This window comes from Kistimonas ophiarachnellae, from assembly GCF_057552235.1.
Genome location: NZ_BAAJPA010000011.1, coordinates 34,977 through 59,257, shown reverse-complemented (window position 1 = coordinate 59,257; position 24,281 = coordinate 34,977). Strand labels below are relative to the sequence as shown.

General features: G+C 53.9%; 22 protein-coding genes. 13 read left to right on the top strand and 9 right to left on the bottom strand.

Features of this window, described 5'->3' with window-relative positions:
* Positions 1-50 precede the first annotated feature (50 nt).
* Positions 51-398 carry a hypothetical protein gene (locus AC27K1_RS14630; RefSeq protein ID WP_487151556.1) on the top strand — a complete coding sequence of 116 codons (348 nt, stop codon included), beginning with the start codon at positions 51-53 and terminating at the stop codon, positions 396-398.
* Entirely contained in the window at positions 395-862 is a 468-nt protein-coding gene (flgN, locus tag AC27K1_RS14625) for a flagellar export chaperone FlgN (protein ID WP_487151555.1), read from the top strand. Before AC27K1_RS14630 ends, flgN begins: the two co-directional genes overlap by 4 nt.
* Here flgN and AC27K1_RS14620 read toward each other — a convergent pair.
* From AC27K1_RS14620 to AC27K1_RS14590, 7 genes are all read right to left on the bottom strand, one after another.
* Positions 853-1,206, bottom strand: a complete 354-nt coding sequence (locus AC27K1_RS14620; protein WP_487151554.1) for a hypothetical protein — start codon at positions 1,204-1,206, stop codon at positions 853-855. The two genes, flgN and AC27K1_RS14620, sit on opposite strands and share 10 nt — an antisense overlap.
* Positions 1,172-2,605, bottom strand: coding sequence for a FliI/YscN family ATPase (locus tag AC27K1_RS14615; protein ID WP_487151553.1), 1,434 nt, complete (start codon positions 2,603-2,605; stop codon positions 1,172-1,174). The genes AC27K1_RS14620 and AC27K1_RS14615 overlap by 35 nt, the downstream gene beginning before the upstream one ends.
* Positions 2,602-3,345 carry a FliH/SctL family protein gene (locus AC27K1_RS14610; RefSeq protein ID WP_487151552.1) on the bottom strand — a complete coding sequence of 248 codons (744 nt, stop codon included), beginning with the start codon at positions 3,343-3,345 and terminating at the stop codon, positions 2,602-2,604. Before AC27K1_RS14610 ends, AC27K1_RS14615 begins: the two co-directional genes overlap by 4 nt.
* Before the next feature lie 109 nt (positions 3,346-3,454).
* Positions 3,455-4,504 carry a flagellar motor switch protein FliG gene (locus AC27K1_RS14605; RefSeq protein ID WP_487151551.1) on the bottom strand — a complete coding sequence of 350 codons (1,050 nt, stop codon included), beginning with the start codon at positions 4,502-4,504 and terminating at the stop codon, positions 3,455-3,457.
* On the bottom strand, positions 4,504-6,162 hold the full coding sequence (gene fliF / locus AC27K1_RS14600; protein ID WP_487151550.1) for a flagellar basal-body MS-ring/collar protein FliF: 1,659 nt from the start codon (positions 6,160-6,162) through the stop codon (positions 4,504-4,506). Before fliF ends, AC27K1_RS14605 begins: the two co-directional genes overlap by 1 nt.
* Positions 6,162-6,497, bottom strand: a complete 336-nt coding sequence (fliE, locus tag AC27K1_RS14595; RefSeq protein ID WP_487151549.1) for a flagellar hook-basal body complex protein FliE — start codon at positions 6,495-6,497, stop codon at positions 6,162-6,164. The genes fliF and fliE overlap by 1 nt, the downstream gene beginning before the upstream one ends.
* Positions 6,490-7,341, bottom strand: a complete 852-nt coding sequence (locus AC27K1_RS14590; protein WP_487151548.1) for an OmpA family protein — start codon at positions 7,339-7,341, stop codon at positions 6,490-6,492. The genes fliE and AC27K1_RS14590 overlap by 8 nt, the downstream gene beginning before the upstream one ends.
* 324 nt (positions 7,342-7,665) lie before the next feature.
* On the opposite strand from AC27K1_RS14590, the gene AC27K1_RS14585 reads away from it, so the two are divergent.
* From AC27K1_RS14585 to flhA, 7 genes are read left to right on the top strand one after another with little or no spacing between them, the layout of a single operon-like run.
* Positions 7,666-8,475, top strand: a complete 810-nt coding sequence (locus tag AC27K1_RS14585) for a FliM/FliN family flagellar motor switch protein (protein WP_487151547.1) — start codon at positions 7,666-7,668, stop codon at positions 8,473-8,475.
* A 45-nt stretch (positions 8,476-8,520) separates the two neighbouring features.
* A complete protein-coding gene (fliN, locus tag AC27K1_RS14580; protein WP_487151546.1) occupies positions 8,521-9,147 on the top strand; it encodes a flagellar motor switch protein FliN in 627 nt (208 codons plus the stop codon).
* Positions 9,144-9,899 carry a flagellar type III secretion system pore protein FliP gene (fliP, locus tag AC27K1_RS14575; RefSeq protein WP_487151545.1) on the top strand — a complete coding sequence of 252 codons (756 nt, stop codon included), beginning with the start codon at positions 9,144-9,146 and terminating at the stop codon, positions 9,897-9,899. Before fliN ends, fliP begins: the two co-directional genes overlap by 4 nt.
* A 23-nt stretch (positions 9,900-9,922) precedes the next feature.
* Positions 9,923-10,192 carry a flagellar biosynthetic protein FliQ gene (locus AC27K1_RS14570; protein WP_487151544.1) on the top strand — a complete coding sequence of 90 codons (270 nt, stop codon included), beginning with the start codon at positions 9,923-9,925 and terminating at the stop codon, positions 10,190-10,192.
* Between the two features lie 22 nt (positions 10,193-10,214).
* Positions 10,215-10,994, top strand: coding sequence for a flagellar biosynthetic protein FliR (gene fliR, locus AC27K1_RS14565; RefSeq protein ID WP_487151543.1), 780 nt, complete (start codon positions 10,215-10,217; stop codon positions 10,992-10,994).
* 6 nt (positions 10,995-11,000) lie between these two features.
* Complete coding sequence (locus AC27K1_RS14560; protein ID WP_487151542.1) at positions 11,001-12,170, top strand: EscU/YscU/HrcU family type III secretion system export apparatus switch protein; 1,170 nt, start codon at positions 11,001-11,003, stop codon at positions 12,168-12,170.
* Positions 12,157-14,244 carry a flagellar biosynthesis protein FlhA gene (gene flhA, locus AC27K1_RS14555; protein WP_487151541.1) on the top strand — a complete coding sequence of 696 codons (2,088 nt, stop codon included), beginning with the start codon at positions 12,157-12,159 and terminating at the stop codon, positions 14,242-14,244. The genes AC27K1_RS14560 and flhA overlap by 14 nt, the downstream gene beginning before the upstream one ends.
* A 54-nt stretch (positions 14,245-14,298) precedes the next feature.
* Here flhA and AC27K1_RS14550 read toward each other — a convergent pair whose 3' ends face one another.
* A complete protein-coding gene (locus AC27K1_RS14550) occupies positions 14,299-14,736 on the bottom strand; it encodes a hypothetical protein (protein WP_487151540.1) in 438 nt (145 codons plus the stop codon).
* On the opposite strand from AC27K1_RS14550, the gene AC27K1_RS14545 reads away from it, so the two are divergent.
* Positions 14,707-14,919 (top strand): hypothetical protein, encoded by a 213-nt coding sequence (locus AC27K1_RS14545; RefSeq protein ID WP_487151539.1) that lies wholly within the window; start codon positions 14,707-14,709, stop codon positions 14,917-14,919. The two genes, AC27K1_RS14550 and AC27K1_RS14545, sit on opposite strands and share 30 nt — an antisense overlap.
* Positions 14,920-15,194: 275 nt before the next feature.
* On the opposite strand, the gene AC27K1_RS14540 is transcribed toward AC27K1_RS14545, so the two are convergent.
* Entirely contained in the window at positions 15,195-15,686 is a 492-nt protein-coding gene (locus tag AC27K1_RS14540) for a DUF2780 domain-containing protein (RefSeq protein ID WP_487151538.1), read from the bottom strand.
* Between the two features lie 520 nt (positions 15,687-16,206).
* Between AC27K1_RS14540 and dptF the strand changes: the two genes are divergently transcribed.
* Genes dptF through dptH form a run of 3 tightly spaced genes read left to right on the top strand, consistent with a single transcriptional unit; the run spans position 16,207 to position 24,251 of the window.
* Positions 16,207-17,793, top strand: coding sequence for a DNA phosphorothioation-dependent restriction protein DptF (gene dptF / locus AC27K1_RS14535; protein WP_487151537.1), 1,587 nt, complete (start codon positions 16,207-16,209; stop codon positions 17,791-17,793).
* Position 17,794: 1 nt separating this feature from the next.
* Positions 17,795-19,156, top strand: coding sequence for a DNA phosphorothioation-dependent restriction protein DptG (dptG, locus tag AC27K1_RS14530; RefSeq protein ID WP_487151536.1), 1,362 nt, complete (start codon positions 17,795-17,797; stop codon positions 19,154-19,156).
* Positions 19,137-24,251, top strand: a complete 5,115-nt coding sequence (gene dptH, locus AC27K1_RS14525; protein ID WP_487151535.1) for a DNA phosphorothioation-dependent restriction protein DptH — start codon at positions 19,137-19,139, stop codon at positions 24,249-24,251. Before dptG ends, dptH begins: the two co-directional genes overlap by 20 nt.
* The last annotated feature ends 30 nt before the right edge of the window (positions 24,252-24,281 follow it).

The window sequence follows — 24,281 nt, the reverse complement described above, 5'->3', positions numbered from 1 at the left end:
CAGTCTGCTAGAGTGTGTCTTGACGTGGAAAACAGGCAAGCATCCTGACGATGACTATCAGCCAGACAGGTTCAACCCATGGTTTACGGGACATTGACGGGGGATCGAATGCAGAGGTTTCGTCTACTCCCCGGGAAAAGGCGCCCGGCGCCCTGTCCGATACGTCCACTAAACCCATCCGTGCCGATATTGAAATCAGTGAAACTGCCCGCCAGTTGAGTACACTACAGGAAAATCGCAGCAATGATGTCCATGCCGCAGAAAGGTTGTCGAATGCCTGGCTGACGGAAAGGGTTGACGCAGTAGAGGCCGTTACACCCTGTAAAGATTGCAGCGAACCTGAAACAATTGCCCGTAAAATACTGCAACTGGAAACGCTGTTTTTCAAACGATCATGACCGAACCACTCATTAACACCCTGCAGGATGGCTGTACACTTCTGAAAACCCTGCATACACAACTTACCCGGCAGCATAGCGCCCTGGTCAGCCGGCAGACGACACATTTGCAACACATGGCCGGACTGATTACAAAAAGTCACGAAGCGCTGGCCAGGCATACGACCCAATGCCAGGATCAGCTTGCCAGACTGGGTTACAAGACACTTGTGGCGTGGTTACACAACCCCGGCTGCACACTCTCGACTGACGCGGTTGATGAAGCCCGAAGCCTCCACCGTGAATACCTTGCCCTTGCCCTGCAATGCCAGCGGCAACGCGATACCAACCGCTGGCTACTCGAAAAACAATCCCGGGTCTGTCAGCTTTACGTGAACCAGCTAAATGGTTTAAAACGCCAGCGCTATAATGCCCTGGGTCACCGGGTCAACGATCGCGCGTCTCGCAAACTGATTCAGTCATAATCACCACCCCAGCGACATACAGCCTCTTCCAGCACACGATTTAACTGCTTTTTGCACCGTCTGTGCCGGTGAAACATCAGGCGCTGTTCACTCGCCTCTGCTTGTCGTTTCAGGCGTAATGCCTCCAGATTCAGTTGCTGGCAGGTTTTCTCATTTCGATCAAGTACCCCTCCCAAATACCGCTGAACAGCGGACACCTGGCAGCAGAATTCCACGCCGTTGGACAATGTCAGCCCATTGCAGACAGGTTCCGATATCGCCTGCGGATAACAGCTATCCTCCAGCAATCTGATCAGTTGCTGATGCCGCTCACGGGTTTGTGCCAGATGTCGTATCTGCGCCATGAGCAGCTGCTGTTGTGCCCGTCGCGTTTTGAGCCAACGGGTCATTGTCTTTGCCTGCATGCGAGCATTCCTCCGCTATTTGGGTCAGCGCCAGAATCGTGTCGTGCAGGGAAACTGACTCCGTCAGTCCCTGGCAAATAAAACGGTTTAAACGAGGTTCAAGGGCCAGTACCTGGTCCATGGCCGGATCGCTACCCGGTGTATAGGCACCCAGTTCCATCAGCTCCCGGATTTCATGGCAACGCTCCCAGGCCCGCCGGAAAACCACCGCCGACGTTTGATGGGTCGCACTCACTACCCGTTCCATGGCGCGACTGATAGAAAGACCAACATCGACTGCCGGGTAATAACCCGCTGCAGCCCGCTGTCGGGTAAGGTGGATATGCCCGTCCAGAATGGCACACGCGGCATCGGCCACCGGGTCTTCCTGGCTATCACCTTCCACCAGCACGGTATAAAACGCCGTGATTGAGCCCGTGCCGCTACAGCCGTTACCGGCACGTTCCACCAATCTTGGCAACAGGCTGAACACCGAAGGCGGGTAGCCCCTACTGGAAGGCGGCTCCCCCACCGCCAATGCAATTTCGCGCTGGGCCTGGGCGTAACGGGTCAGGGAATCCATCAATAACAGGACATGGCTGCCTTCATCCCGGAAATGTTCAGCAATGCGATGCCCCAGCAGGGAGGCACGCAGGCGCATGACCGGTGAATCATCAGCAGGTGATGCCACCACAACCGCTTTCGCCATGCCCGCATCACCCAGTGTATGCTCAATAAACTCCCGGACTTCACGCCCCCGCTCACCCACCAGGACAACCACCACCACATCCGCCTCGGTATTGCGGGTCATCATGCCCAGCAACACACTTTTGCCTACGCCGGTTGCGGCCAGTATGCCCAGGCGCTGTCCGCGGCCAGCCGTCATAAGACCATTGAGTACCCGTATCCCCACATCCAGCGGTTGCGTGATTAATTGACGCTGAAGGGGGTTGATCGAAAGACAATGCAATGAAATACGCTTGTCGCATAACAGCGCCCCTTTTCCATCCAGCGTCCTTGCCATTCCGTCAAGCACGCGTCCCAGCAATGCCTTGCCCACCGGAATACCGGTATCACCTGACAAAGGGAGCACCGTATCGCCAGGCCCCAGACCTTCACCGTATTCCATGGGCATCAGGAAAAACCGCTGTCGGTCAAAACCGACCACTTCCGCTTCCACCTGCTGTCCATTCCGGTTCCTGACCAGGCAACGCTGACCGGTGTTAATCTGGCAGCCTTCAGCCTCCAGCAACATGCCACGCAGGCGGGTTAACCGGCCCGAAACGGTAATCGTTGATAAGCGTGGAAGGTTGCTGCAGGCCTGTTGCAAGCCTCGCCGCGTGTTATCCCAATGCGTCATCCGCCATTGCCATTGCCATTACCATTACCATTGGCGTCCGGCAGCCCCAGACTTTTGCGCAGCTCTGCAATACACGCCGCGAGCCGGGTTTCAACCCGGGCATCCACCCTGCCGCCAGGCGTTGACAGGACGCAACCACCGGCCGTGACAGCATCATCATCAATCACCTGCCAATGGTCAGGTAACGCAAGATTGAGTGTTTCAAGGTATACCCGGTCTTCCGGATTCAGGCGTATGGTGGCGGAATCTGTCTGGGGCAAAAGACCCAGCGCATGATCCAGTAGCGCCCTGACGCCATCAGGCCGAACCGTCAGCTCCAGCTGAATCACCTGCCGACAAATCAGGTTGATCACAGACACTAACTGTTCATCCAGTTCATGTGCGCAGGTCTCGCGCCATGTACTCACCGCTTCCCAGGCGGTCGTCAGGGCTGTATGCAATTGGTTGATTTTCTCCAGGCTGTCATTACGCCCTTGCTCAAGGCCCCGGGCATAGCCATTCTGATAACCTTCCTTTTGTCCCTGGCCCAAGCCATCGTCATAACCGGATTTGAACCCGTTCCCCTTCCCCAGAAGAACGCCTTCACGGTAGCCATGTTCACGCGCCCGACGCAGCATTCGGCATGCCTGCTGGTCACTATCTTGCACTGGCGCACTCTGTGTCTCTGTGGTTTCTTCCGGAGGTGGGGCAGGGAGAATATCCGGAAACCGAAAACGTACGACAGCCTCGTTACACTGCATGGTTCCATTCTGCACAGCCATGGGAAAGTAGTAAGGAGTATAGGCAGCAACAGCGTCACTAACGGGTAAAAACAGGATTAAGTCGTGCTATTTGTGGAGAACCCTCGCCTTATTCGACCATTTTCTCATCTGTAAACGACAGGGTAATTTCACCGTCACTGATCAGGGATTCGGCCCGTTTCAGGATCTCACGTCGTGCATTGTCCACCACGCCCTGCCGGATTCTGCCCAGCCCCTGCATCTCATCTTCAAGGTATTGCACAGCCCGCTTGGGAAGCCCTGAGAAAATGGCCTCTTTCAGATGTTCATCCGCCCCCTTCAGGGCCTGCGCCAATGTTCTCTGATCAACATCACTCAACAGTTTCTGCAAGTCTTCCCGTGACAGGTGCAAGAGGTGTTCAAACAGGAGCATCCTGCGTTCAATGGTTTCAGCCAGCGTTTCGTCAACCCCCCGGATACCGGACAGGATTTCCCTGCCACTCTCCCGGCTGAGCAGATTCATAATGTCCGCCACCTGCTGGACACCACGCAATGGCAACTCCCTGTCCATACCGGTTTCATCCAGGTATTGCTGCAACAACGCCGCAATACTCTGCAGGCAGGCCCGTGACAGGCTTTCCAGCCCGGCAATTCTGACCAGGAGCGCCTGATGCGTTTCCCCGGGCAATAATCCCATCACCTGCGCGCCCTGCTCTGCCGGTAAACAGGCGAGCACTGCCGCCTGAAACTGGAGTGATTCGCTGCGAAGCATACCGGCCAGCACATCTGGCCGCGCATACTGGAGTCCTTCCAGTACATTCTGCTGTTGTTCGTCGTATAGCGGCCGCAGCAGACAACGGGCCTGTTCACGTCCCAACGCACGCTGCAGCGTCTTTTTCAATTGGGCCTGATAATTCCCCGCCAGAACCCCGGCACGGCTGACAGCCTGAACAAAATCGTCCAACAGACGGATCAAATCCCGGGATTGCAGGGTTTTCAATGCAGAGACTTTCTCACTGAGCACACGGATTTCCGAGGGTGTCATCTGCTTAAGCACGGCAGAAGCATCTTCCTCGCCCAGCAACAGCATGATCGCCGCCGCATCGCTGGGCGTTCGTCGCTCCGTCGGCCCCGGGGATTCCCGCTGACTATCTGGACGTGTTATGCCTGGACTTACCATCAGGAAACCTGCTTCTCAGACAACCACTGCCGTAAGACATGGGCGACCTTACCGGGTTCCTGCCGTGCAAGTTGCTTCAACGCATCCACCCGGTGCTGAAAACCGACAGCATCTTCATCATAGGACGTCTCTGTGGCGGCTGAAGGCTTATCCATGCCAGGCAGACCTTCCATTGAAGACTTCCTGTCAGGCTTTGGCTGAGTCGTCACCTTTGCGGGAGTATGCCGTGCCTGAATCCAGCGAAGAACCAGTGGACGAATACCGACAAATAGCAACAACACAATGATCAAAGCCAGCAGTACCCGTCCGCCCCATGCGATCATAGCTGGCTGTTGCCACCAGCCCGCAATCTCCTGATCATTCTGTGAAGCGGTGGCAAAAGGCAATGACTCGACACTGACCTGATCTCCGCGTCCAGCCGTATATCCTACGGCCTGTTTGACCAGTACCGTCATCCGTCCCAGTTCTTCGTCACTCCATGGCTGTGCCTTTTGCGTCGCCTGGGCTTGCTGCATCACTGGCCGTGTATTCAGCAATACGGCTACCGTCAACCGCCGGAGTTCACCCGGCAGGCGCTGTTCACGGCTGACCGTACGGTCCACCTCATAATTCCGCACATACTGTTTTTCCTGAACAGACGATTTCCCTGTCGTGTTTTCTACATTCTTGAGCGCACCGGGCGTTCCGGTTGGCAGTTCATTCCCCGATACCACCTGCTGCATGGATTCGCTGCGCACTGCTTCATTGTCCGGGCTATAAACCTCGCGGGTCTGCTCGCCCGATGTCATGTCCAGTTCGGCAGACACCTGCACACGCACATTGCCACTCCCCACCAACGGGGCCAGCAGACTCAGCACCCGGGACTCCAGGCGACGCTCTATTTCAGATTGATACTGCAACTGGCGCCGCGCCTCACTTAACAGGGTTGTCTCATCCAGCTCATCACTGATCGGTGCACCCAACTGATCCACGACACTGATATTATTTCTGTCCAGGTTCGCAATACTGCCTGCGACCAGGTTAACAATCCCTTCAATCTGGAGCGGCGTCAGCCGGGCGCCCGCGCTGAGTTCCAGCATCACTGACGCACGGGGTTCCGGTGACTGGCGCAGAAACACCGTCTGCTCCGGAATCGCCAGGTGTACCCGGGCACTGCGTACCGGTTGCAGTGTCATGATGGTACGGGACAGCTCCCCCTCAATGGCTGCAATGTAACGCTGTCGTTCCATGAAGTGGCTGATGCCCAGAGGGGGAGATTCCGTCAGTAAAGCCCGCCCCTCCGGTAGAGAGGGTGTAATGCCGCCGGTCGCCATTGCCATACGGGCTTCAGGAAGTTCAGCGGATCGCACCATCACCTGCCCCGTATCAGGGTGCACACGATAGGCAACCCCCGCCTTGTCGAGCTGGTCTATGACAGCGCCGGCGTCATACTGCTCCTGTCGTCCATACAGGGGGCGATAATCACGATCCTGCCACCAGATCCAGGTCACGGTAACCATTGCCAGGAGTGCAGCACCGAATAATAGTCCGACCGTCAGCCGACGGTTTTCAGGGCGCCGAAACTGTGAAAGTTGTTGCTGAAATACATGCCATGCGTCACGTAAACGACGACCGGCCTTTCCCGCTGTGCTCGCTTCAGCCATGGTTGCGATGGACACTATAACTGCAGGTTAAACACTTCGTGGTACCCTTCCACCAGCCGGTTACGCACCTGCAATAGCAGCTGGAAAGAGAGGCTGGCTTTCTGCACTGACAACACGGTTCCCACCAGGTCCTCCTCCTGCCCCGACTCCACCCGGTTCATACGATCCGACGCCGTTTGCTGCAACGCATTAACCTGATCCAGCTCCGTCTTGAGCAATCGGGAAAACGCCGTTCCGGTGCCAACCGAACCATTGGTATCAGAGGGGAATGAGCTCGCACGGGAATCTGCCTGCTGAGCGGCCAGCGGTAAATCCAGTGCAATAAATACTGGATGTACGACATCAACCATCTTCTGCTCCTTTGCTGACACCCTGGCTCAACGTCTGTTCAGGCCCGGCGTCCTTACGCTGCAGGGCAACCATGACTCGACGATTGTCATGGCGCCCTGCCCTGGTGGCATTACTGGCAGCCGGATACCGTTGTCCATGAAAGCGCAAATGGGTCACCATGGCGGCTGGCACACCTTCGTCAATGAGGTAATCCCGGACAGCTTCCGCCCGTTGACGCGACAATCGTAAATTCAATAGCCGGTCTCCGGTCGCATCCGTATGGCCATCAATTGTCAATGCAATCACCGCTTTATCGGCCTGAATATAGCGCGCAATATCCCGTAGCCGTTTCATCTGCCCGGACGTCAGTTGCCATTTACCTGATTCATAAAATAGTTGTGTTCTTCGAATCTGCGCAAAATTTACCGGTAGCAAATCGCCCAGGCATCGTTTGAATTCGGGGAGAACATCACGGATACCGGTTGTCGAAAGGTTTAACAACACCGGTTGTCTCGGGTCTGTCATTTCAACATTCAGCCACAGGCCATCGAACAGGTTATCGAGCAATTCTGGCAACAGGCTGCCAAGATCAAACGCCACGCCCTGGTCGGTTGCACGATAAATGTCTGACAACACGTCCTGTCGTCCATTGTGCTGCCAGGGGGCGTCCACGACAGTGACCAGCCCTCCGCCCTGAAACGGTGCATACCCCAACAGGTTCAGCCTGAGTTCCCTGACCGCACCGGCATCCGCGCGCAGCGATACCACACCCAGGCTTGCAGTTTTGAGCATGAGCCGACAACTGAAAAAACGCTTCGTAGTGGCTGTCCACTGTGCTTCATCCAGTGCAACCGTTTGCTCCATGGCAATAACCCGGGGATTTAACATGAGGCAGGATAGTAGTGCAGCAGCCAGAAGACGGTTTAACCACCACGAAACGGAATAAAACGTTATAAGCGACATACTGACCATAAACTGCAATTGAGCCTGCACGTCAGAAATTTTAGATTATGATTAGCAGACCAACGTAGTATGAATGGTTGCTGACTTCCCGTGGACATTAGCCCTCAACGCCTAACATCTCATACACGGGATAACGACGCCCCGTGCAGCGAAACAACAATCAGCCCCTGCAGTCTGACCCATCCCCGCTTTCAGGCAGTCTATCTGCTCAACCTGCAGGATCAGTTGGTAAAACCGTTCCTTCATCTTTTCCCCAAGCAGATGTCGCGGGAACTGGAACTCGCCTGTACCCAACTGGAACACCTGGGCGCGGAGATTGTCAGGCCCAAAGAAGCCATTACTACCCCGGCAATCACCAAACGCTTTTCAGTCTCCATGACTACCGATGACGGCCATAGACACAATGACCTCGGTTATCTCTCATTGGCGCCGGCATTGTTGTCGTCGTTGTTTGAGCGCTTTTTTGGTGGTAATGGCGATCCTGGTCAGGATTCCTCTACCGACACCGTATCCACGCCTCCCACCCGGGCAGAGCACTACCTGTTCGAAGCCATCGCCCAATGCCTGCTGACCAGCTGGCAGGAAGTCTGGCATCCGCTACCTTCGCTGACTCTCCGTCTTCAGGACACGATGAGTAACGATGACTTGCCACTGGAGGGGCTGTTTTTGCAGTCTCGCTACCGACTGAAGCTGACAGAAGAGAGTACGGGAACCTTCGAAATCAGCATGCCCATGTCACTGCTGGAACGTATTGCACCGGGAAAGAGCGGTAACCTGACCGCACAACACCCACATTGGCGACAGCGCCTGACAACCGCACTGTCCCAGGCGCCGGTGGAACTACGGGCCATTCTTGCTGAGCAAACCCTGCCCCTGCAGAAAATCATGGATTTCAGGAAAGGCGACATTGTTCCCTTGCCACTCCAGGAAACCGTTGTCGTCAATGCAGCGGATCAACCATTGTTTACTGCACGCGTGGGTATTGGCAGTGGCCACCTGGCACTGGCATTCCTGGCAAGTCTTAACGCTTCCTGACGGCGCTCAACATTAACCACCTGGCAGCCTGCAGGAGGTTGTGACATGCACGACAACGGGGAAACCGATATCGCAATCGCTGATGAGGAAGATACGCAACAGAAAGAGGCCCCCATAGAGCAGGCCATAGAACAGGCAAAGACAACGGATGACGACGTTCTCATTGAGCCCGATGACGACACCATGCAGGCCATGCCCGCGTCTCCCCTGACGGATGAAACTCTCGAATGTGATCATCCACCCGATTTTATGGGTCCGATACAGCCTGAAACTTCATCCACTGTGCATGCTCGTGAACCGTCAGAATCAGAGAATGATGAGCCTGCCCTTTCTGAACCAACGCCTGCCAGTACTCCCTCTCCTACAGGCACGGCTGCAGCAATGGATACTGACGCCGGTGATATTGAGCTGGTCAAAAACATACCGGTCCACCTGACCCTGGAAGTCGGCGGCCGTCGTATCACGATCGGGGAACTGATGGCGATGCAACCCGGCGATGTGATCAGCCTCGACCGCAGCGAAGAGGAGCCGCTGGATGTCAAAGCCAATGGTGTTCTGATTGCCCGGGCCGAAGTCGTGCTGGTCAATGAACGCTACGGTATACGGTTGCTGGATATCGTCAGTCCCTCCGCCCGTCTCAACAAAACGGCCAGCGTCGGATCATCATCATGAAACCACTGCCGCCTATTACGTTACTGTGCGCCATGCTGGCCTCTACCCTGCTCCTGACAGGGGCAGCCTATGGGGCACCCTCAATGCCCTTAATCTCAGTGACTGACGGCGATGTCACCCGCGATTACACTGTCAACCTGCAGATTCTGCTGCTCCTGACGGCATTGACACTCTTGCCTGCCGCACTGCTCTGCATGACCAGTTTCACCCGGTTTATTATTGTCCTCGCGATTCTGCGCCAGGCCCTGGGGCTACAGCAGACACCGCCTAACCGGGTACTGATCGGCATTGCCCTGTTTCTGACCTTGTTTGTCATGCGCCCGGTCTTCGACACCATCTGGGAAAAAGCCATTGATCCCTGGATGAGGGAACAATTGACGTTCCAGGAGGCCGTGGCCACAGCGCGAGATCCCATTCACCGGTTCATGCAGATCAATACCCGGACTACCGACCTGGAACAGTTTATGACCCTGAGCGGCGCTGATGCGCAGACTTCACCGGACGATATCCCCCTGACCACGTTGATTCCTGCCTTCCTGACCAGCGAACTGAAAACCGCCTTCCAGATAGGCTTTCTATTGTTTCTGCCCTTTCTCGTGATTGACCTGATTGTCTCCAGCATCCTGATGGCGCTGGGTATGATCATGCTTTCGCCCCTGGTGATTTCCCTGCCGTTAAAGTTGATGGTCTTTGTGCTGGTAGACGGCTGGAACCTGACAGTCAGCAGTCTCGCAGGCAGTGTGGCCACCTGATCCAGATACCGGAATCCTGACGTATGACACCCGATCTCGCCGCCGACCTGCTTCGCAATGCCCTGATCGTAGTAGTACGGGTAGTGGCGCTGCTGATTGTGCCGGGTCTGCTGGTCAGCCTGATGATCAGCGTCATCCAGGCCGCAACCCAGATCAACGAGCAGAGCCTGACCGTGCTGCCACGCCTGATTGTGACGCTGCTGGTCATGGCGTTCATGGCCCACTGGCTGATCCGCGAACTGAACGACTTCTTTCTGATGGTCGCCAACCAGATTACCCGGGTTATTGCATGACCAATGATTACCCAATGATTTGATGGCTGATTTCACCCTGTCCCTGCACCAGGTGGATGAATGGCTGTGCCGAGGCATCTGGGGCGTCACCCGACTCGGTAGCGCCATGATGATCATGCCGCTCACCGGAGACCTGGTGCCTGCAACGTTGCGCCTGATCATCGCTATTGCGCTGATGCTGTCCATCTTTCCCACGATTACCCTGCCACAGCCCGGTATGGCGCCATTTTCTGCCGATGCCATGCTGATAACCGCCGGGGAATTGCTGACCGGCCTGGTGCTGGGCATTATACCCGCCCTCTACCTGGCGCTGTTTGCCCTGGCAGGTAACCTGGTTGCCATGCAGATGGGACTGGGCATGGCGCAACTGAATGACCCGGTCGGCGGTATCAGCGTGCCGGCACTGAGCCATTTCTACCAGTTCGGCGCACTCACCCTGTTCATCGCCATGAATGGTCACGGTGTCGTCTTTAGCATCCTGCTGGAAAGTTACCAGACACTCCCGGCGGGCAGATTCGCCCACGTACAATCACTGTTGCCTGCACTCCTCAAACAGGTTGCGTGGTTGTTTTCTGCCGGTCTGCTACTGGCTTTGCCGGCCATTTTCAGTCTGCTGACCGTCAGCCTGGCCCTGGGATTCCTGACCCGGGCCGCCCCCCAGCTGAACATGATGAGTATTGGCTTTCCCGCCACCTTACTGGCTGGCCTGATTATCCTGCTGATTACCAGTCACCGGTTTGCTGATGCGGTCGGCCGGTATACGACGGAAGCACTGATCATGATGCGACAATTGACGGGATAAACAACAATGGCTGACGAGAACGAAGACGTTGCCCAGGAAAAGACCGAAGAACCCGGCGAGCGTCGCCTGAAACAGGCCCGAGAGGAAGGCCAGGTTCCCCGATCCAAAGATATGACCGCCGCGGTTGTCATACTGGTACTCTGCCTGCTGTTTACCGCGCTGTCCCACTGGTTCAGTGAACCCCTGCTACAGTTCAGTCAACATTGTTTGCAGTTTCAGTGGATGAACGCCACTGATCCGGGCCACATGCTTGCCTTGATGAGCAGCGCCAGTACTCTCCTGCTGTCCCTGCTGATGACCTTGACCCTGATCGTTTTGCTGTCTGCCATCGCGGGCGCCTGGCTGATGGGCGGTGTGATTTTCAGTGGAAAACTGGTTCGACCGAAATGGCAGCGTATGAATCCGATCAAGGGTCTGCGTCGTTTTTTCTCCAGCAAGGCGCTCATGGAACTGGTGAAAGCCCTGCTGAAGACCGGGCTGCTGCTAACCTGCCTGTGGCTGTTCATTCGCTATGCTACAGCTTCCCTTCAGTCACTCAGTGGCAACGATGTCTGGACAGCCCTGCCGCAGGGTTTCACGCTGCTTGGCCATGCCCTGCTGATGTTCGCGATGGCATTACTGTTCACCGGCCTGATTGATATGCCCTTTCAATGGCACCACAACCGCAAGCAGCTGCTGCAGACCCATCAACAGGCACGGGAAACCCATAAGGAAGAAGAAGGCAAGCCGGAGGTTCGTCGCCATATCCGGCGCATGCAGCGTGAAATCGCCACCCGTCGTATGATGGCTGAAGTGCCCAGGGCAGATCTTGTCATCACCAACCCGGTGCACTATGCCGTTGCCATTCGTTACCGGGAATCCGAATCCCCGGCGCCGGTGGTACTGGCCAGCGGGGTGGATGAACTGGCAAAAACCATTATCTCTGTTGCCCGGCGCCATCGCCGCACCGTAGTGCTCTACCCGGTACTGGCCCGCGCCCTGTATTACACCGTCAAACCCGGTGATACGATTCCTGCCGATCTCTATCTGGCGGTGGCCAGGATACTGGCTTATGTTTACCAGCTGAAACGCTACCGGGCCGGTGAACGGGAAGACCATCCCGAACTGCCGGTCATTGACCTGCCGGAACGCTACCGCCGCCAACAGACGACAGCCACCAGCCATGTACCCGGGTGATACCTCAGACCAGCACCGTTTCGGTTACCTGGCCACCCCAGCCCTGTTGTTGCTGACGCTGGCCATGGTCATCCTGCGGATTCCACCGTTTCTGCTGGATACCCTGTTTACCTTCAATATTGCGTTTTCCCTGTTAATGCTGCTGCTGGCGATCCAGATTGACCGCCCGCTGAATTTTTCGGTGTTTCCCAGCCTGTTGCTGATCGCCACCCTGCTAAGGCTGGCCCTGAATGTCGCTTCTACCCGGGTTGTGCTGTTGCAGGGACATACCGGTACAGACGCAGCTGGTCGTGTGATTGAAGCCTTTGGCACGGTTGTCATTGCCGGTAACTACGTGGTGGGGTTTGTGATCTTCATTATCCTGGTGATTGTCAATTTTGTGGTTATCACCAAGGGGTGTACCCGGATTTCAGAAGTCACTGCCCGCTTCACCCTGGACGCCATGCCCGGCAAACAGATGGCCATTGACGCCGATCTGAACGCCGGCATTCTGAACCAGCAGGAGGCTGGGGAACGGCGGGAAGCCGTCAGTCGTGAAGCCGACTTTTACGGGGCGATGGACGGCGCCAGCAAGTTTGTCCGGGGCGATGCCGTTGCCAGCCTGCTGATCCTGGCGATCAATATCATCGGCGGCATTGCCATCGGGCTTTTCCAGTATGACCTGCCTCTGGCCACCGCATTTCATACCTATGGGCTGTTAACCATCGGCGATGGATTGGTGGCCCAGGTGCCATCGCTGCTGTTGTCGACCACCGCTGCCATCATGGTGACCCGTGTGTCTGGCAGCGGCAATATGCCGACACGGATTCGCAGCGAACTATTCAGTTCACCAAGGGCCTTTCTGGTTTGTGCCGGCATCCTGATCATTATGGGACTGGTGCCGGGTATGCCGCACCTGGCCTTCGCCGGGCTTGGCTTACTGGTTGCCCTGCCCGGATTAAAATCACTGCGTCGTGCAAAAACCGAGCAGGAAACCGGCGCGCCGGATACCCGCGGCGCAGCGCCCGAGCCCACAGAACAGCCACTGGACTGGCGGGAACTCCATCCGGCTGACGCCCTTGGCCTGGAAATCGGTTACCGACTGATCCCACTGGTGGACAGCAGTCGTTCCAGTGAACTGACCAGCAGCATCCGTGGCGTACGCAAAAACCTGTCGCAGAAGCTGGGGTTCCTGATTCCCAGTGTGCATATCCGGGATAACCTGGATCTCGATCCGGAGCATTATGTCATCACCCTGCACGGGGTACAGTTCGCCACCGGCCGGTTCATACCCGACCATTTACTGGCTATCGCTACCCGGGAATCCAGTGGCAAGCTGGAAGGCATCGCAGACCATGACCCCTGTTATGGTCTTGATGCCGTATGGATTGCCAGGGAACAGGAAGAGGATGCCGTACGACAGGGGTATACCGTGGTGGATGGCCCCACCATCATCGCTACCCACCTGGGGCAGATTATGGAGGACCATGCCCATGAACTGTTTGGTTACGATGAAGCCCAGGACTGGCTGGAGCAGTTACGCGAACTCTCACCCCGGTTGGCAGATGAACTGATTCCCGACAAACTGAGCCTGGGACAGCTCATGCGCATCTGCCAGGCATTACTGATTGAACAGGTGCCGTTAACCGATATGCGCACCATTGCCGCCACACTGATCGATACGGGGAGTAAAGACAGCAATCCACTGGTGATGGCCCAGGACATTCGGGTTGCCCTGCGTCGCATGATACTCAATAGCCTGGCTGGTATGGACAAGGTATTGCCTGTCACCACCCTGTCACCGGCATTGGAAAAGCTGTTGCTGGAAGCCTGGCGTCAGGCCAGCCAAAATGGCGGTTACAGCCCTGACGCGATTCCGCTGGAACCCAGCCTCACCGCACAGCTGCAACAAAAGCTTCCCACCGTTGAACAACAGATGGAAAGCCATAGTCAACTACCGGTGCTATTGGTGGTGCCACAGCTTCGGCCTCTGCTGGCCCGCTTTGCTCATGTTTGCACCAAGCACCTGAGCGTATTGTCGTTCAGCGAAATACCGGACGACCGACAGGTGAACATCGTTGGCCAAATTGGATAGTTGGCGCTTAATGCCCAACGCCTTCTGGACGCCTGAAGCAAAAAACAACAGGTTTCAGGATTTTTCCTCAAGCAAACGATTCAAAAGAGCTTTAATTTCAACATTATCCTTTTTTAATTCCGAAACGTCGGCTTTTAATTCTGCAACGTCGGATTTTAATTCCGAAACATCGGATTTTAATTCAACGACATCAGACTTTAATTCCGAAATATCGGATTTTAATTCAACGACATCAGACTTTAATTCCGAAACATCGGATTTTAATTCAACGACATCAGACTTTAATTTCGAAACATCGGATTTTAATTCAACGACATCAGACTTTAATTCAGAAACGTCGGATTTCAATCCTGATACATCAGACTCAATCCTGGTGATCTGCACGCCATGATCTTGAATAATGGCCATCATCGCCTTTTGTTCAGACCAAAGCCGTTCCTGCCCCTGGGCCAGGTGTGTTAAATGCGTGTCCAGCGCACTTTGGCCTTCCACCAGGCGTTCCTGCCCTTCCCGCAGCAACCGCTGATCTTCCCGTATTCGCTGCTGATCCGCCTTGATCAGTTTATTGTCCGTATGGATCTGGTTCAGGAAGGCCCGCTGTTCCTGCAGCAACAGATTCAGTGGTTCGGCTTCACCTTCATGCATGACTTCCAACCTGTAGACACGGTTATTTAAATTAAGAAGCTGATCTTGAACATCAGGTTCAAACGACATGTCCATACCCCTGCATTTGTATGACTGGTTATTTAGCGCGAGGGAAGTATAGACAGCAGAAAAAAGGCGCAATTAATTTTGTTAATAATTTTTTCAAATAGTGATATGCGTTCAAGAAAACAATTCCTACTGAAAAACGAACAAGGCGATTCGAGACGGTTTAATCCTGACTGTTGAGCAATGTTTCTCTTTCAATAACAGACTCCCGCCGGTTATAAGCGGGAGCGTTGACAGTATTAAATGGTCAATGCCTGTTTGAACAGGGAGGCAAGCTCTTCACTGCCATTCTGCTTCAGGTAACCCGAGGCTAATTCAACCAGCGGCAGCAACTGCTCCAGTGGTACACCATATTCATCCAGAATGCCTTTCATGTAATTGGCGCCCTGCAGGGCTTTACCCGCATCGCCTGCATGAGACATCAGACTTCCCAGCAGACCGCTCTCTTCCTGCATGGCCGGGGCCAGCGCCATGAGGGCATCAACGCCCGGTACTGCATCAGACACCTGCGCGAAATCGCTGCTGCTCAGGTTATCTTTAGCTAAATGAAAAAGACCACCCAGGCTATGCTCAGCCTGCACCTGAGTCAGATTTAATTGCTGTATGGCCAAGTCGACCAGGGCCTGTGTCAGTGGCTGTTCTGCATTCGCTGTAGCGGTCTGTGTCAGACTATTAGCCACCGATGTAGCTGATTCAAGCCAGTTATTGGCCACTGCCGCAGAAGGTGCCATTACTATTGCCGCCAGACAGACTGCTACCCCCTTGGAAACAAACGTCTTCAATTGCCACCTCCGTGCCGTTTTTTTATTTGTATTCTGACTGTTGTCGTTTTCTTGCCTGGCAAGCCTACTGACAGCGTATCTCAATAGCAAATAGAAGCTGTACCGTTATCAGACACAGCGATTTCTACGACTTCATTACTACGATCCCTGTTATTTCATGATCATGCGAGCAACAACGTGTTTACCCATACCTCAAAGCACCATGCCTGATAAATGGCTCGACATACCGTAAAAGCCTCCGAGGAGCGCCTAATAGCAACCCTATTTTTTTTCTGGTTAAATAGCCCAATCCTGACTTATACGACAATATTGAGCTAGCGAGACCCATGCTCCGTTATGGCAATAAAGGCCATAACTGAATCTCAGGACGGTAGTGTGCCTGAAATTTACTTCATTCAAAGAGACCTGCTAAACGACCGCTAGCCACCATGTCATTACATTATTCAATCAGCGACACCCTGCATATATCATGAATCTTCACAGCCTGCTGGATACACTGTCCCGCTCCTCGGCCCAGGCCGTGCGGACACTGGGCAACCAGGGTAATGACACACTGAAAGACTACCTCTACATCCAAACGGCGATAGAGACTGCATTTCAGGACGCCCTTCAACAAGCCGATTCACCGCAGCACATCATTTTCCTCTGCGGTTCCAGTGGTGACGGTAAATCTGAAATACTGACCCGCTACTACAACCTCTATCAGGACCGTCTGGACTTTCACCTGGATGCAACCCACAGCTTCCAGCCGGATATGTCCGCCATTGAGACACTGGATCACAAGTTCACCCAACACCGTGCCAACAACCGCCCTCTGGTCATCGGCATCAATGTCGGTATGCTGGGCAATTATGCCGAAGAAGGCAGCGATGACTTTGCAGGTATCAAGGCATCCATAAAAGCCTTCCTGGATGATCGCCACAGCAATATTGCACCGCACCATGTTTTCCTGGATTTTGAACAGTATCCGAAATTCCTGCCCCATGAAGCAGGTGTTACTGCACCCTTTATTGAAAAGCTTCTAAAGAAGCTCACCCAGGAAACAGACGACAATCCCTTTTATCAGGCCTGGAAACAGGAAACCGGCGCTACTAGCAGCACACTGCATACCAACTACCGGCTACTGCAATACCCCGAAGTCCAGCAGGTTATCATTCGGCTTCTGTTGAAAGTGCGCCTCAAGTACGAGCAGTTTTTGACCGCTCGAACGTTGCTGGATTTTATTCATCATATTTTGACTGGCGACGGCTATCTGTTTGATAACCTATTCAGCAGCCACAAAACTGAACTGTGCTCGGCGCTTTGCCATTTTGATCCCTGCACCATCCGGTCCAGGGCCGTTGATCTGTTTCTGATTCAGAAATCACTGAATATTACGGATACTGAATTCGAGACATTCAGAGAACAACTGTCCGGACTGATCACCGCTGACAACATGCAGACCGGCTCCTGGATTCGCCTGTTCTACCTGATTCAGGACATTGATTTCGGTAACAATTTCCACCATACCTTCCGGGATGATTTCCAGAGTCAGTTATACGACGAATATATTCGGATATGGCTGCTGCATTACAACTACGACGGTAGTGCCACACAGAAAAAAGCGCTCCGCAGGTTTTATCAACGAGACCTCTTAGAAGCGATCTTCCGCTTTGCCAATCGCTTTGCGCCAGAACTCTCCCGACACAAACAGTTGTTCCTGGCTGATTACAATGGCTATCAGCTGTCTACCCGGGCGGAACTCAAGGAAAGCCTGAAGCGCATCAGCGAAAACCGGCCCAAACGTCTGAGTTCTTTCCACACCTGTCTAAAACTTGGCGATATCGACCTGGAACCGATTCCGGTAAGCGCCAATTTTTTAGACTTGATCATGAAGATCAACCAGGGCTATCGCCCCAATAAGCACGACAAAAACAACATTGTCATCCTGGAAGAACTGATTGACGACATTACCCGTAAGTTGCGTGGTTCTGACACCCTGACGATCACGCGTGCTGATCAGCAGTGGACACTGACTAACGACCTTGATGAAGACGAGATTACTGTAGAGGGCTGAGATGATGCTGATTGAAAGATTAGGCGAACTCGGCTCCACAAAGCCGCCAGAAAATAATGTCATTAATCATTATTTTCCGATTCGCAACAAAAAGAATGAGTTTGACTACGACACCGTCGCGGGAAAAATACTCGGTTTACTGATTGGCAAAGAGCTGGACAGTAAAAATTTTGATTTCGACGAATACAAGGCGACCTGCCTGGATGAAATCGGCGCACTGCTGTCTGAAGAACAACCGATGCTCGATCACCTGGAAAAAATGTATTTCCAGAACGACGCTCTGATCAAAGCTTCCCCTGAGTTTTTGCTGTTAGGGCAAAAGAACAAATCAACAGCAGCGAGCGGCCACCTGAGCGATATCTTCCATAGTTTTCTGGCACAACACCCTCAGCACAGCGAACTGCAGAGCAAAGCCAACTTTATTGAACAGATCTTTCTGGATATGCTTCAAAAGTATCTGGGTAAGCCCGAGTCAAAGAAAGAGACAAAAACACCACCACAGCCGTACCTACCGTTTCTGGCTGAGCAGTTTGCCCACGACATCCGTTTTCTGACCAGCAAAACCGAGTATCTGCTGAGTCAGTTCAACAATTTCTTGGAACTGTATAACTTCCTGTACTGCGCCCAACTGGCGCTGAACATTCGCAACTGGCCGCACGGGGAACCCAAAAGCCAGCGCATGTTCTTTATTCTGGATACGGAAAAAGCAAACCAGGAACGTACCGACGTGAAAAGCTACGGTTTTCATGCCCTGTTCAATGCTGTTGGTGTAGTTTTCCCAATCCTATCGATGCTGGAAAACCTGAACAAAATCAACAAGGGTGCCGTCGTTCCCCTGTGGCAGTATGGCAACGCCCTGAAGGCACTGGAAGAATCTGGTGAAGATACCACTAGGTTAACCAATGGCATCGCCCGCTATGCAGAAGAATTCCGCGACAAACGGAAAATCAAAGCCCGAGAAGCAGACGGTAGTAGTCCTACATCCCAGTTAAGGCTGCTCACCCGCTATGCCATCGATCAGTTTGACCCCAATCGTTATTCGGTCAGCTCCACCCGTCACGAAATTCGTGACAAATACCAGAAAGAGTTTGAAACCCATATCGCCTGTCACTTTATGCAGACCCGCGGCCGTTCCGGCAGAACCCTGGTGATGAACCAGGACTACCTGATGTTGTTGACCAATCTCGCCATCGGCGCAGACCGGCAACTCCGGTTCCAGGAACTCCTGAGTGAATTCCGCCAGCGTGGTGTCTATTTCGACAAACAATCTGAACAGGCCCTGATTGCCTTCTACGAACGAGTAGGCAACGTTGATCGTATGAGTGACAGTGGAGACGCCGTATATGTCCGCAGCACAATTTGAGCACTTTCTGGTCCGCCAGCTGACCGAATGGCTGGATAACCGGATCAGCGCCGGCTCCCGTTACCAGTTTCAGTCACCCGACAGCGATAACACCCATCGCCTGTTCCTCGCTCTGAAGGACCTGGCGACCGGTATCATCCATTTCAAAGATGTAGAACTGCCCTATGTGGCAATTGATGGGGTCAAACTGGTTTGTGTCGCTCATGCAGAAAACCGGGAGCAGCTGCCGGAAGGCTTCAATGAAAACTACATCTCCATGCTGCGCGATGAAATCGCAGGACGTTCAGGACCTCTGGAAGGCTGTGCCCTGCTGATCATCCACAACAGCCTGCTGGACACTCTGATTAACAGCGCTGACAACCTCGCCACACCGGGAGCCATCTGGGCAACCGAAACGGTACGGCAGCGTATTGATGACCTGATTAACAGCCAGCCCAAGCAGAATCGCGTTCTTGCCTGTCTGCTTCAGTGGCAGGCAGAACAGCTGACCGAAGAAGGCGGCAGTATGTTCGGTTTTCGCAAACTGTTTCAGTCCATCACCGCAGGGGATGAGCCAGACCTGACAGAACTGGGTTTGCTGCCAGACCACAGCATCGCGGAAATGACCAGCGATGCCCAGATCAACCGCCGCCTGAAAGAGAACCGCAAACTCTTCAATGAGATCGATACGGTTGTTCACCACTTTCCGGAAGAGCTGACTGAGCGCCTACCTGATCTGGGTGAAAAATTCATCAAGGACAATATTCAAAAGGCTGAAACGGGCCACTGGCAAACGGTTGATTTCACCGTTTATTCCGATGAAATCAACAAGCAAAAAAATCAGCAACTTGAATACAGCAGCGCTGAGTGCGAAACCTGTGAGCTGATTGGCCCCCGGAATAAAAAAGAGACCGGCGCAGGCCCCCGAGACAAACATTTGATCATTGTAGTGCCGGAAGGTCAGGACTGGTTTGACCTTAAGCTGACCTTCCTTGGCAGCTCTCTGGACAAAGACCAGATCACCATCCAGCACAACAAAGCGTTGATCGCTCAGCTGGCATCACTGGTCAAGGTCGCTGGCAGCAAGAACCGTAGTGTTTCACTGCGCGCCCCGTTTTCTGGTGAACCGGTTTACTTCACGATGAAAACCAACCGGCCCATCACCAAGGAATGCTACAGCTTCAGTATTCTGGCGCTGCGCAAAGATGATTTTCATCTGACCGATATCGAAAACAAGTTCCTGGTTAACCCACGCCAGCAGTGCCTGACGCTGCAAACCGAAGATCACGAACTGGTGATCAACCCGGCCTGCAGCGACACCTGTCAACTGAAAGAGAATGACAAGGCCATCAATGCCTTTGAATACGGCGTTATCAATTACCAGACGCTGTATGAAGAATCAGATATTGTCACCTTCAAAGTCACCAGCAGTGATAGCCAGCTGTTGTTCAATATCGAAGGTGAAGCCAGCCAGGAAACCCTGAGCCTGCCCCTGTTAATGAACGCTGACCGTTTCAACCTGTTATTCAACGACAACTACAACGGTCAGTTACTGAGTAACAAGGGCAAGGTAGTGCTGGATAACCGGGAAAACAAAGTTGTCGGCCGACGCCTGGCCCTGTTGCAGCGTGAAGAAGCTTTCATCGAAAAGCACCTTATCACCCAAGGCAGCTACGCCACTTCTGCCGATCAACTGGAAGTGGATGCGCCGGAGATCTACCGCGCCTGGCGTGAACTGGTCACCTATCTGCAGCGTAAGAAAACCCTGCTATCCCTGGCTTCGTGGGGACCTGAGCTGACAGCATTGGTTCGACAATATGTTAGCGCCTGCCTGAATTACCTGAATGCCATTCCCCTAGATCACAGCCTGAGTGATGCCAACCGCCGTATCATTCGCCTGGGGCAAGCAGAGTTTGAAGGCAAACAATGGTTCAGTCCCTTCCATCCGCTCGTTCTGGCCTACTATCTGAAACTGGTGGATTCCATCAAAGCCGACAGCGCCAACCGTTCCTTCAAGGATTTGCCGCCAGTCACCCGTAAACGTCTGAATCCGAAAGGGCTGCTGCCGTATATTTTTGATACCGAGCACGAGTTCAGCTACGTCCAGACCGTGGAAGACAACCCCTTCTGGCTGGAAATTGTGCCCCAGGAAAAAACCAGTTACAGCTTCGTCAGCAAGCTGGCCCGTGGCAAGGTAGAAGAATTCGTCAAAACCTTCCGCGAATTGTTCCGTCAGGTGGATGATGCCCCGCTGATTATCAATTCTGTGAACAACAGCGATAACCACGAGATTTTTACCGGGCTGCTGGAGTATTACAAAGCACACCTGACCGAGAGCCATCACATCCACGTCAACCTGTATGACGATGGGCTCTGTGAAACCGAGTTCGACCGGTTTGCAGAAATGGGCGCTTACGATCAGATCAAGCTCGCCTACAACCTGGATAAAGGCACGAAAAACCGCGAAAACGCGGATACCGTGATCGACCTGCTACGCACCCGGCTCTCCTTCAGCAAATTCCGACACCAGGATGTCGACAGCCAAGCCTATGCACACCTGAGCTTCTTCAAGAATAACCAGAAGATCCAGCGCGTCAGTAGTGACATTGATGAACATATCTCCGGTGTCGCCTGCGATGGACTGCTGAACGGCGAAGCGTCTTCCAGTGAAAATGCCAGTTACCTCACGGCATTTGGTCTGCGCCATATCGAGACAACGGATGAACCGCACCTACAACTGGCTCGCCTGTATGGCCGGTTAACACAGCCCTGCCAGGTGGTTAACGAGCAGTACCACAAGCGTTCGTCCATTGGTCTGGCGGTCAGTGATCAGTTCCGGGCATTGCTGGAGCGCTCCTACGCCAGCTCCCTCTGGACCACCATCATCGACCCCAAAGTCACTTTGGACTTCTTCCGCCAGGAACAGAACCTGATTCTGATCCACTACTCCGACCAGTACACCAACTCGGCCGGGTACGATGCCATCACGGTCACCCGGCAGACAGACCTTTACCGGAAAATGCTCAGCCAGACCGGTGACGATCTGATCAGTGAATTCAACGCGTTCAACGGTGAATGGCTGCTGAAGATGGTCACAGAACGGGAAACCGAACGGAAAGGCAAACAGGGCATTATCGGCGCCTGGAAACTGGTCAGCTGCCTGCTGGCCGGTTCGGACATTACCTGGGTGCCACTATCCGTCGGCGAGATGGTGCGGGTTGCCGGCAATATCGGCCTGAATATGAAGGACAGCGATTTTGCCCGCTACCATAAAAACCCCAACAACCGCGGCAAGATGTCGGACGATATTCTGTTTGTCGGTTTCCGAGACAACCATCTCTACCTGCTGCCCGTGGAAGTAAAAACCGGACAACATGGCAGCAGCTCTCTGGAAAACGCCCGCGAACAGGCTCGCGCCCTGGGAGAGTACCTGACCGTTGGTCTGTTCGGCCCGGAGACGTTGGCTGGCCGGCTTTACCGCAGCCTGCTGATGCGCCAGGTGTTGCTGCAGATAGAAAAGTACCAGCTCTACAACGTCTTTGAAGCGGACTATTTCCGCCCGATTCTGGACCACCGTGAAACCTGGCTCAACGGCGATTACCGTTTGGGCAGCCTGAACGATTACCCGGCAGGTCTGGTCGTCGCCCACCTGGACGGCGAAGGGGTTTACCAAACTCAGGCAGAAGAAATTGAGGGCATCCTGCAGCTGGAAATTCCCATCAGTTACCTGGATATGCTCGTCAGCCAACCGCTCAAAATCCTGAAACCGAAACTGGTTGATGACAATAAGCTGCAGATCGACCAGCGCTGGATTATGGGGGACGCCCTGGCATCCAGCACCTATCAGCCACCGGTAGAGGAAAGCGACGAAGAAACACCGGAAATCATTGATGCCACGCCAGTTACAATCACGTCACCCGAACCGGCGGTGGAGACAGACAGCACGTCAGGCGAAGGCTCAACAGAAAGCGCCCCCCGTCAGAATGCGGCCATGAAACTGCAATTTGGCACGGAAATAATGAGCGGCCGACCCGCCTACTGGGAAGTGACCAATACAGAGAAAATCCTCAACCCCAATACCGCCATCATCGGCACCATGGGTACGGGGAAAACCCAGTTTACCAAGAGCCTGATTACCCAGCTGGTGCGGGAGCAGGACAAGAATGTGGACGGGCTGCCACTGGGCATCCTGATTCTGGACTACAAGGCGGACTACATTAAGGACGATTTCGTTAGGGCGACCAACGCCAAGGTGTTCGACCTCTACAACCTGCCGTTTAACCCCCTGGCCCTGTTCGGCAATAAACCGATGCTGCCGGTGCATACGGCTAACCTGTTCCGGTCCACCCTGTGTACGGCCTTCAACCTGGGGCCAAAACAGCAGAACAAGGTGCGCAACCTGGTGATGGATGCCTATGACAAAGCAGGCATTACACCCCAGGACCCGACCACCTGGAGCCGCCCGGCACCGACAATTCAACAGGTGTGGGATATTTTTGAGGCGGAAGAAAAGATTGAGCGGGATACCCTCTATGCCGCGCTGGATGACCTGATCAGCTTCCAGATTTTTGAAAGCCAGCCGGAAAACACCCAGTCACTCTACGACATGGTGAGTGGCGTTACGGTGATCAACCTTTCCGGGTATGACCCGAAAATCCAGAACCTGGTGGTGGCGATCACCCTGGATATTTTCTACAACCAGATGCACCAGCAGGGCAGCTCGAAGATTGACGGCAAGTTCCGCCAGCTCACCAAGTTTGTGTTGGTGGATGAAGCGGACAACTTTATGCGCCAGGACTTTACCAGCCTGCGTATGCTGCTGAAGGAAGGCCGGGAATTCGGGGTGGGCACCATTCTTTCTACCCAGGAGCTGGACCATTTCCGTACCGATGACAATGACTTCTCCAGCTATATCAATACCTGGGTAATTCATAAGGTTTCCAAGCTGAAACGGCAGGATATTCAGGCGATCTTCAATACCTCTGGGAAAGCAGAGGGAGAACGGATTATGGGGCAGATTTTGGAACTAGAGAAACATCGCTCAATTTATGTCGGTGGAAAAGATAAGCCGAAGAAGATTCAAGACTTGGCCTTTTGGGAGCTGATTAAAAAATAATAGAGCTGGGCTTAAGCACATTTAAGCGTG

Bases quoted from the DNA above. Each gene is read 5' to 3' on its own strand.
- fliP (WP_487151545.1), top strand. From the start codon at position 9,144: ATGAAACCACTGCCGCCTATTACGTTACTGTGCGCCATGCTGGCCTCT.
- fliE (WP_487151549.1), bottom strand. From the start codon at position 6,497: ATGGTTGATGTCGTACATCCAGTATTTATTGCACTGGATTTACCGCTG.
- AC27K1_RS14615 (WP_487151553.1), bottom strand. From the start codon at position 2,605: ATGACGCATTGGGATAACACGCGGCGAGGCTTGCAACAGGCCTGCAGC.
- dptF (WP_487151537.1), top strand. From the start codon at position 16,207: ATGAATCTTCACAGCCTGCTGGATACACTGTCCCGCTCCTCGGCCCAG.
- dptH (WP_487151535.1), top strand. From the start codon at position 19,137: ATGTCCGCAGCACAATTTGAGCACTTTCTGGTCCGCCAGCTGACCGAA.
- flgN (WP_487151555.1), top strand. From the start codon at position 395: ATGACCGAACCACTCATTAACACCCTGCAGGATGGCTGTACACTTCTG.
- AC27K1_RS14560 (WP_487151542.1), top strand. From the start codon at position 11,001: ATGGCTGACGAGAACGAAGACGTTGCCCAGGAAAAGACCGAAGAACCC.
- fliR (WP_487151543.1), top strand. From the start codon at position 10,215: ATGGCTGATTTCACCCTGTCCCTGCACCAGGTGGATGAATGGCTGTGC.
- AC27K1_RS14545 (WP_487151539.1), top strand. From the start codon at position 14,707: ATGCGTGTCCAGCGCACTTTGGCCTTCCACCAGGCGTTCCTGCCCTTC.
- AC27K1_RS14540 (WP_487151538.1), bottom strand. From the start codon at position 15,686: ATGGCACCTTCTGCGGCAGTGGCCAATAACTGGCTTGAATCAGCTACA.
- AC27K1_RS14570 (WP_487151544.1), top strand. From the start codon at position 9,923: ATGACACCCGATCTCGCCGCCGACCTGCTTCGCAATGCCCTGATCGTA.
- flhA (WP_487151541.1), top strand. From the start codon at position 12,157: ATGTACCCGGGTGATACCTCAGACCAGCACCGTTTCGGTTACCTGGCC.
- dptG (WP_487151536.1), top strand. From the start codon at position 17,795: ATGATGCTGATTGAAAGATTAGGCGAACTCGGCTCCACAAAGCCGCCA.
- AC27K1_RS14620 (WP_487151554.1), bottom strand. From the start codon at position 1,206: ATGGCGCAGATACGACATCTGGCACAAACCCGTGAGCGGCATCAGCAA.
- fliN (WP_487151546.1), top strand. From the start codon at position 8,521: ATGCACGACAACGGGGAAACCGATATCGCAATCGCTGATGAGGAAGAT.
- AC27K1_RS14610 (WP_487151552.1), bottom strand. From the start codon at position 3,345: ATGCAGTGTAACGAGGCTGTCGTACGTTTTCGGTTTCCGGATATTCTC.
- AC27K1_RS14630 (WP_487151556.1), top strand. From the start codon at position 51: ATGACTATCAGCCAGACAGGTTCAACCCATGGTTTACGGGACATTGAC.
- AC27K1_RS14590 (WP_487151548.1), bottom strand. From the start codon at position 7,341: ATGGAGCAAACGGTTGCACTGGATGAAGCACAGTGGACAGCCACTACG.
- AC27K1_RS14605 (WP_487151551.1), bottom strand. From the start codon at position 4,504: ATGGTAAGTCCAGGCATAACACGTCCAGATAGTCAGCGGGAATCCCCG.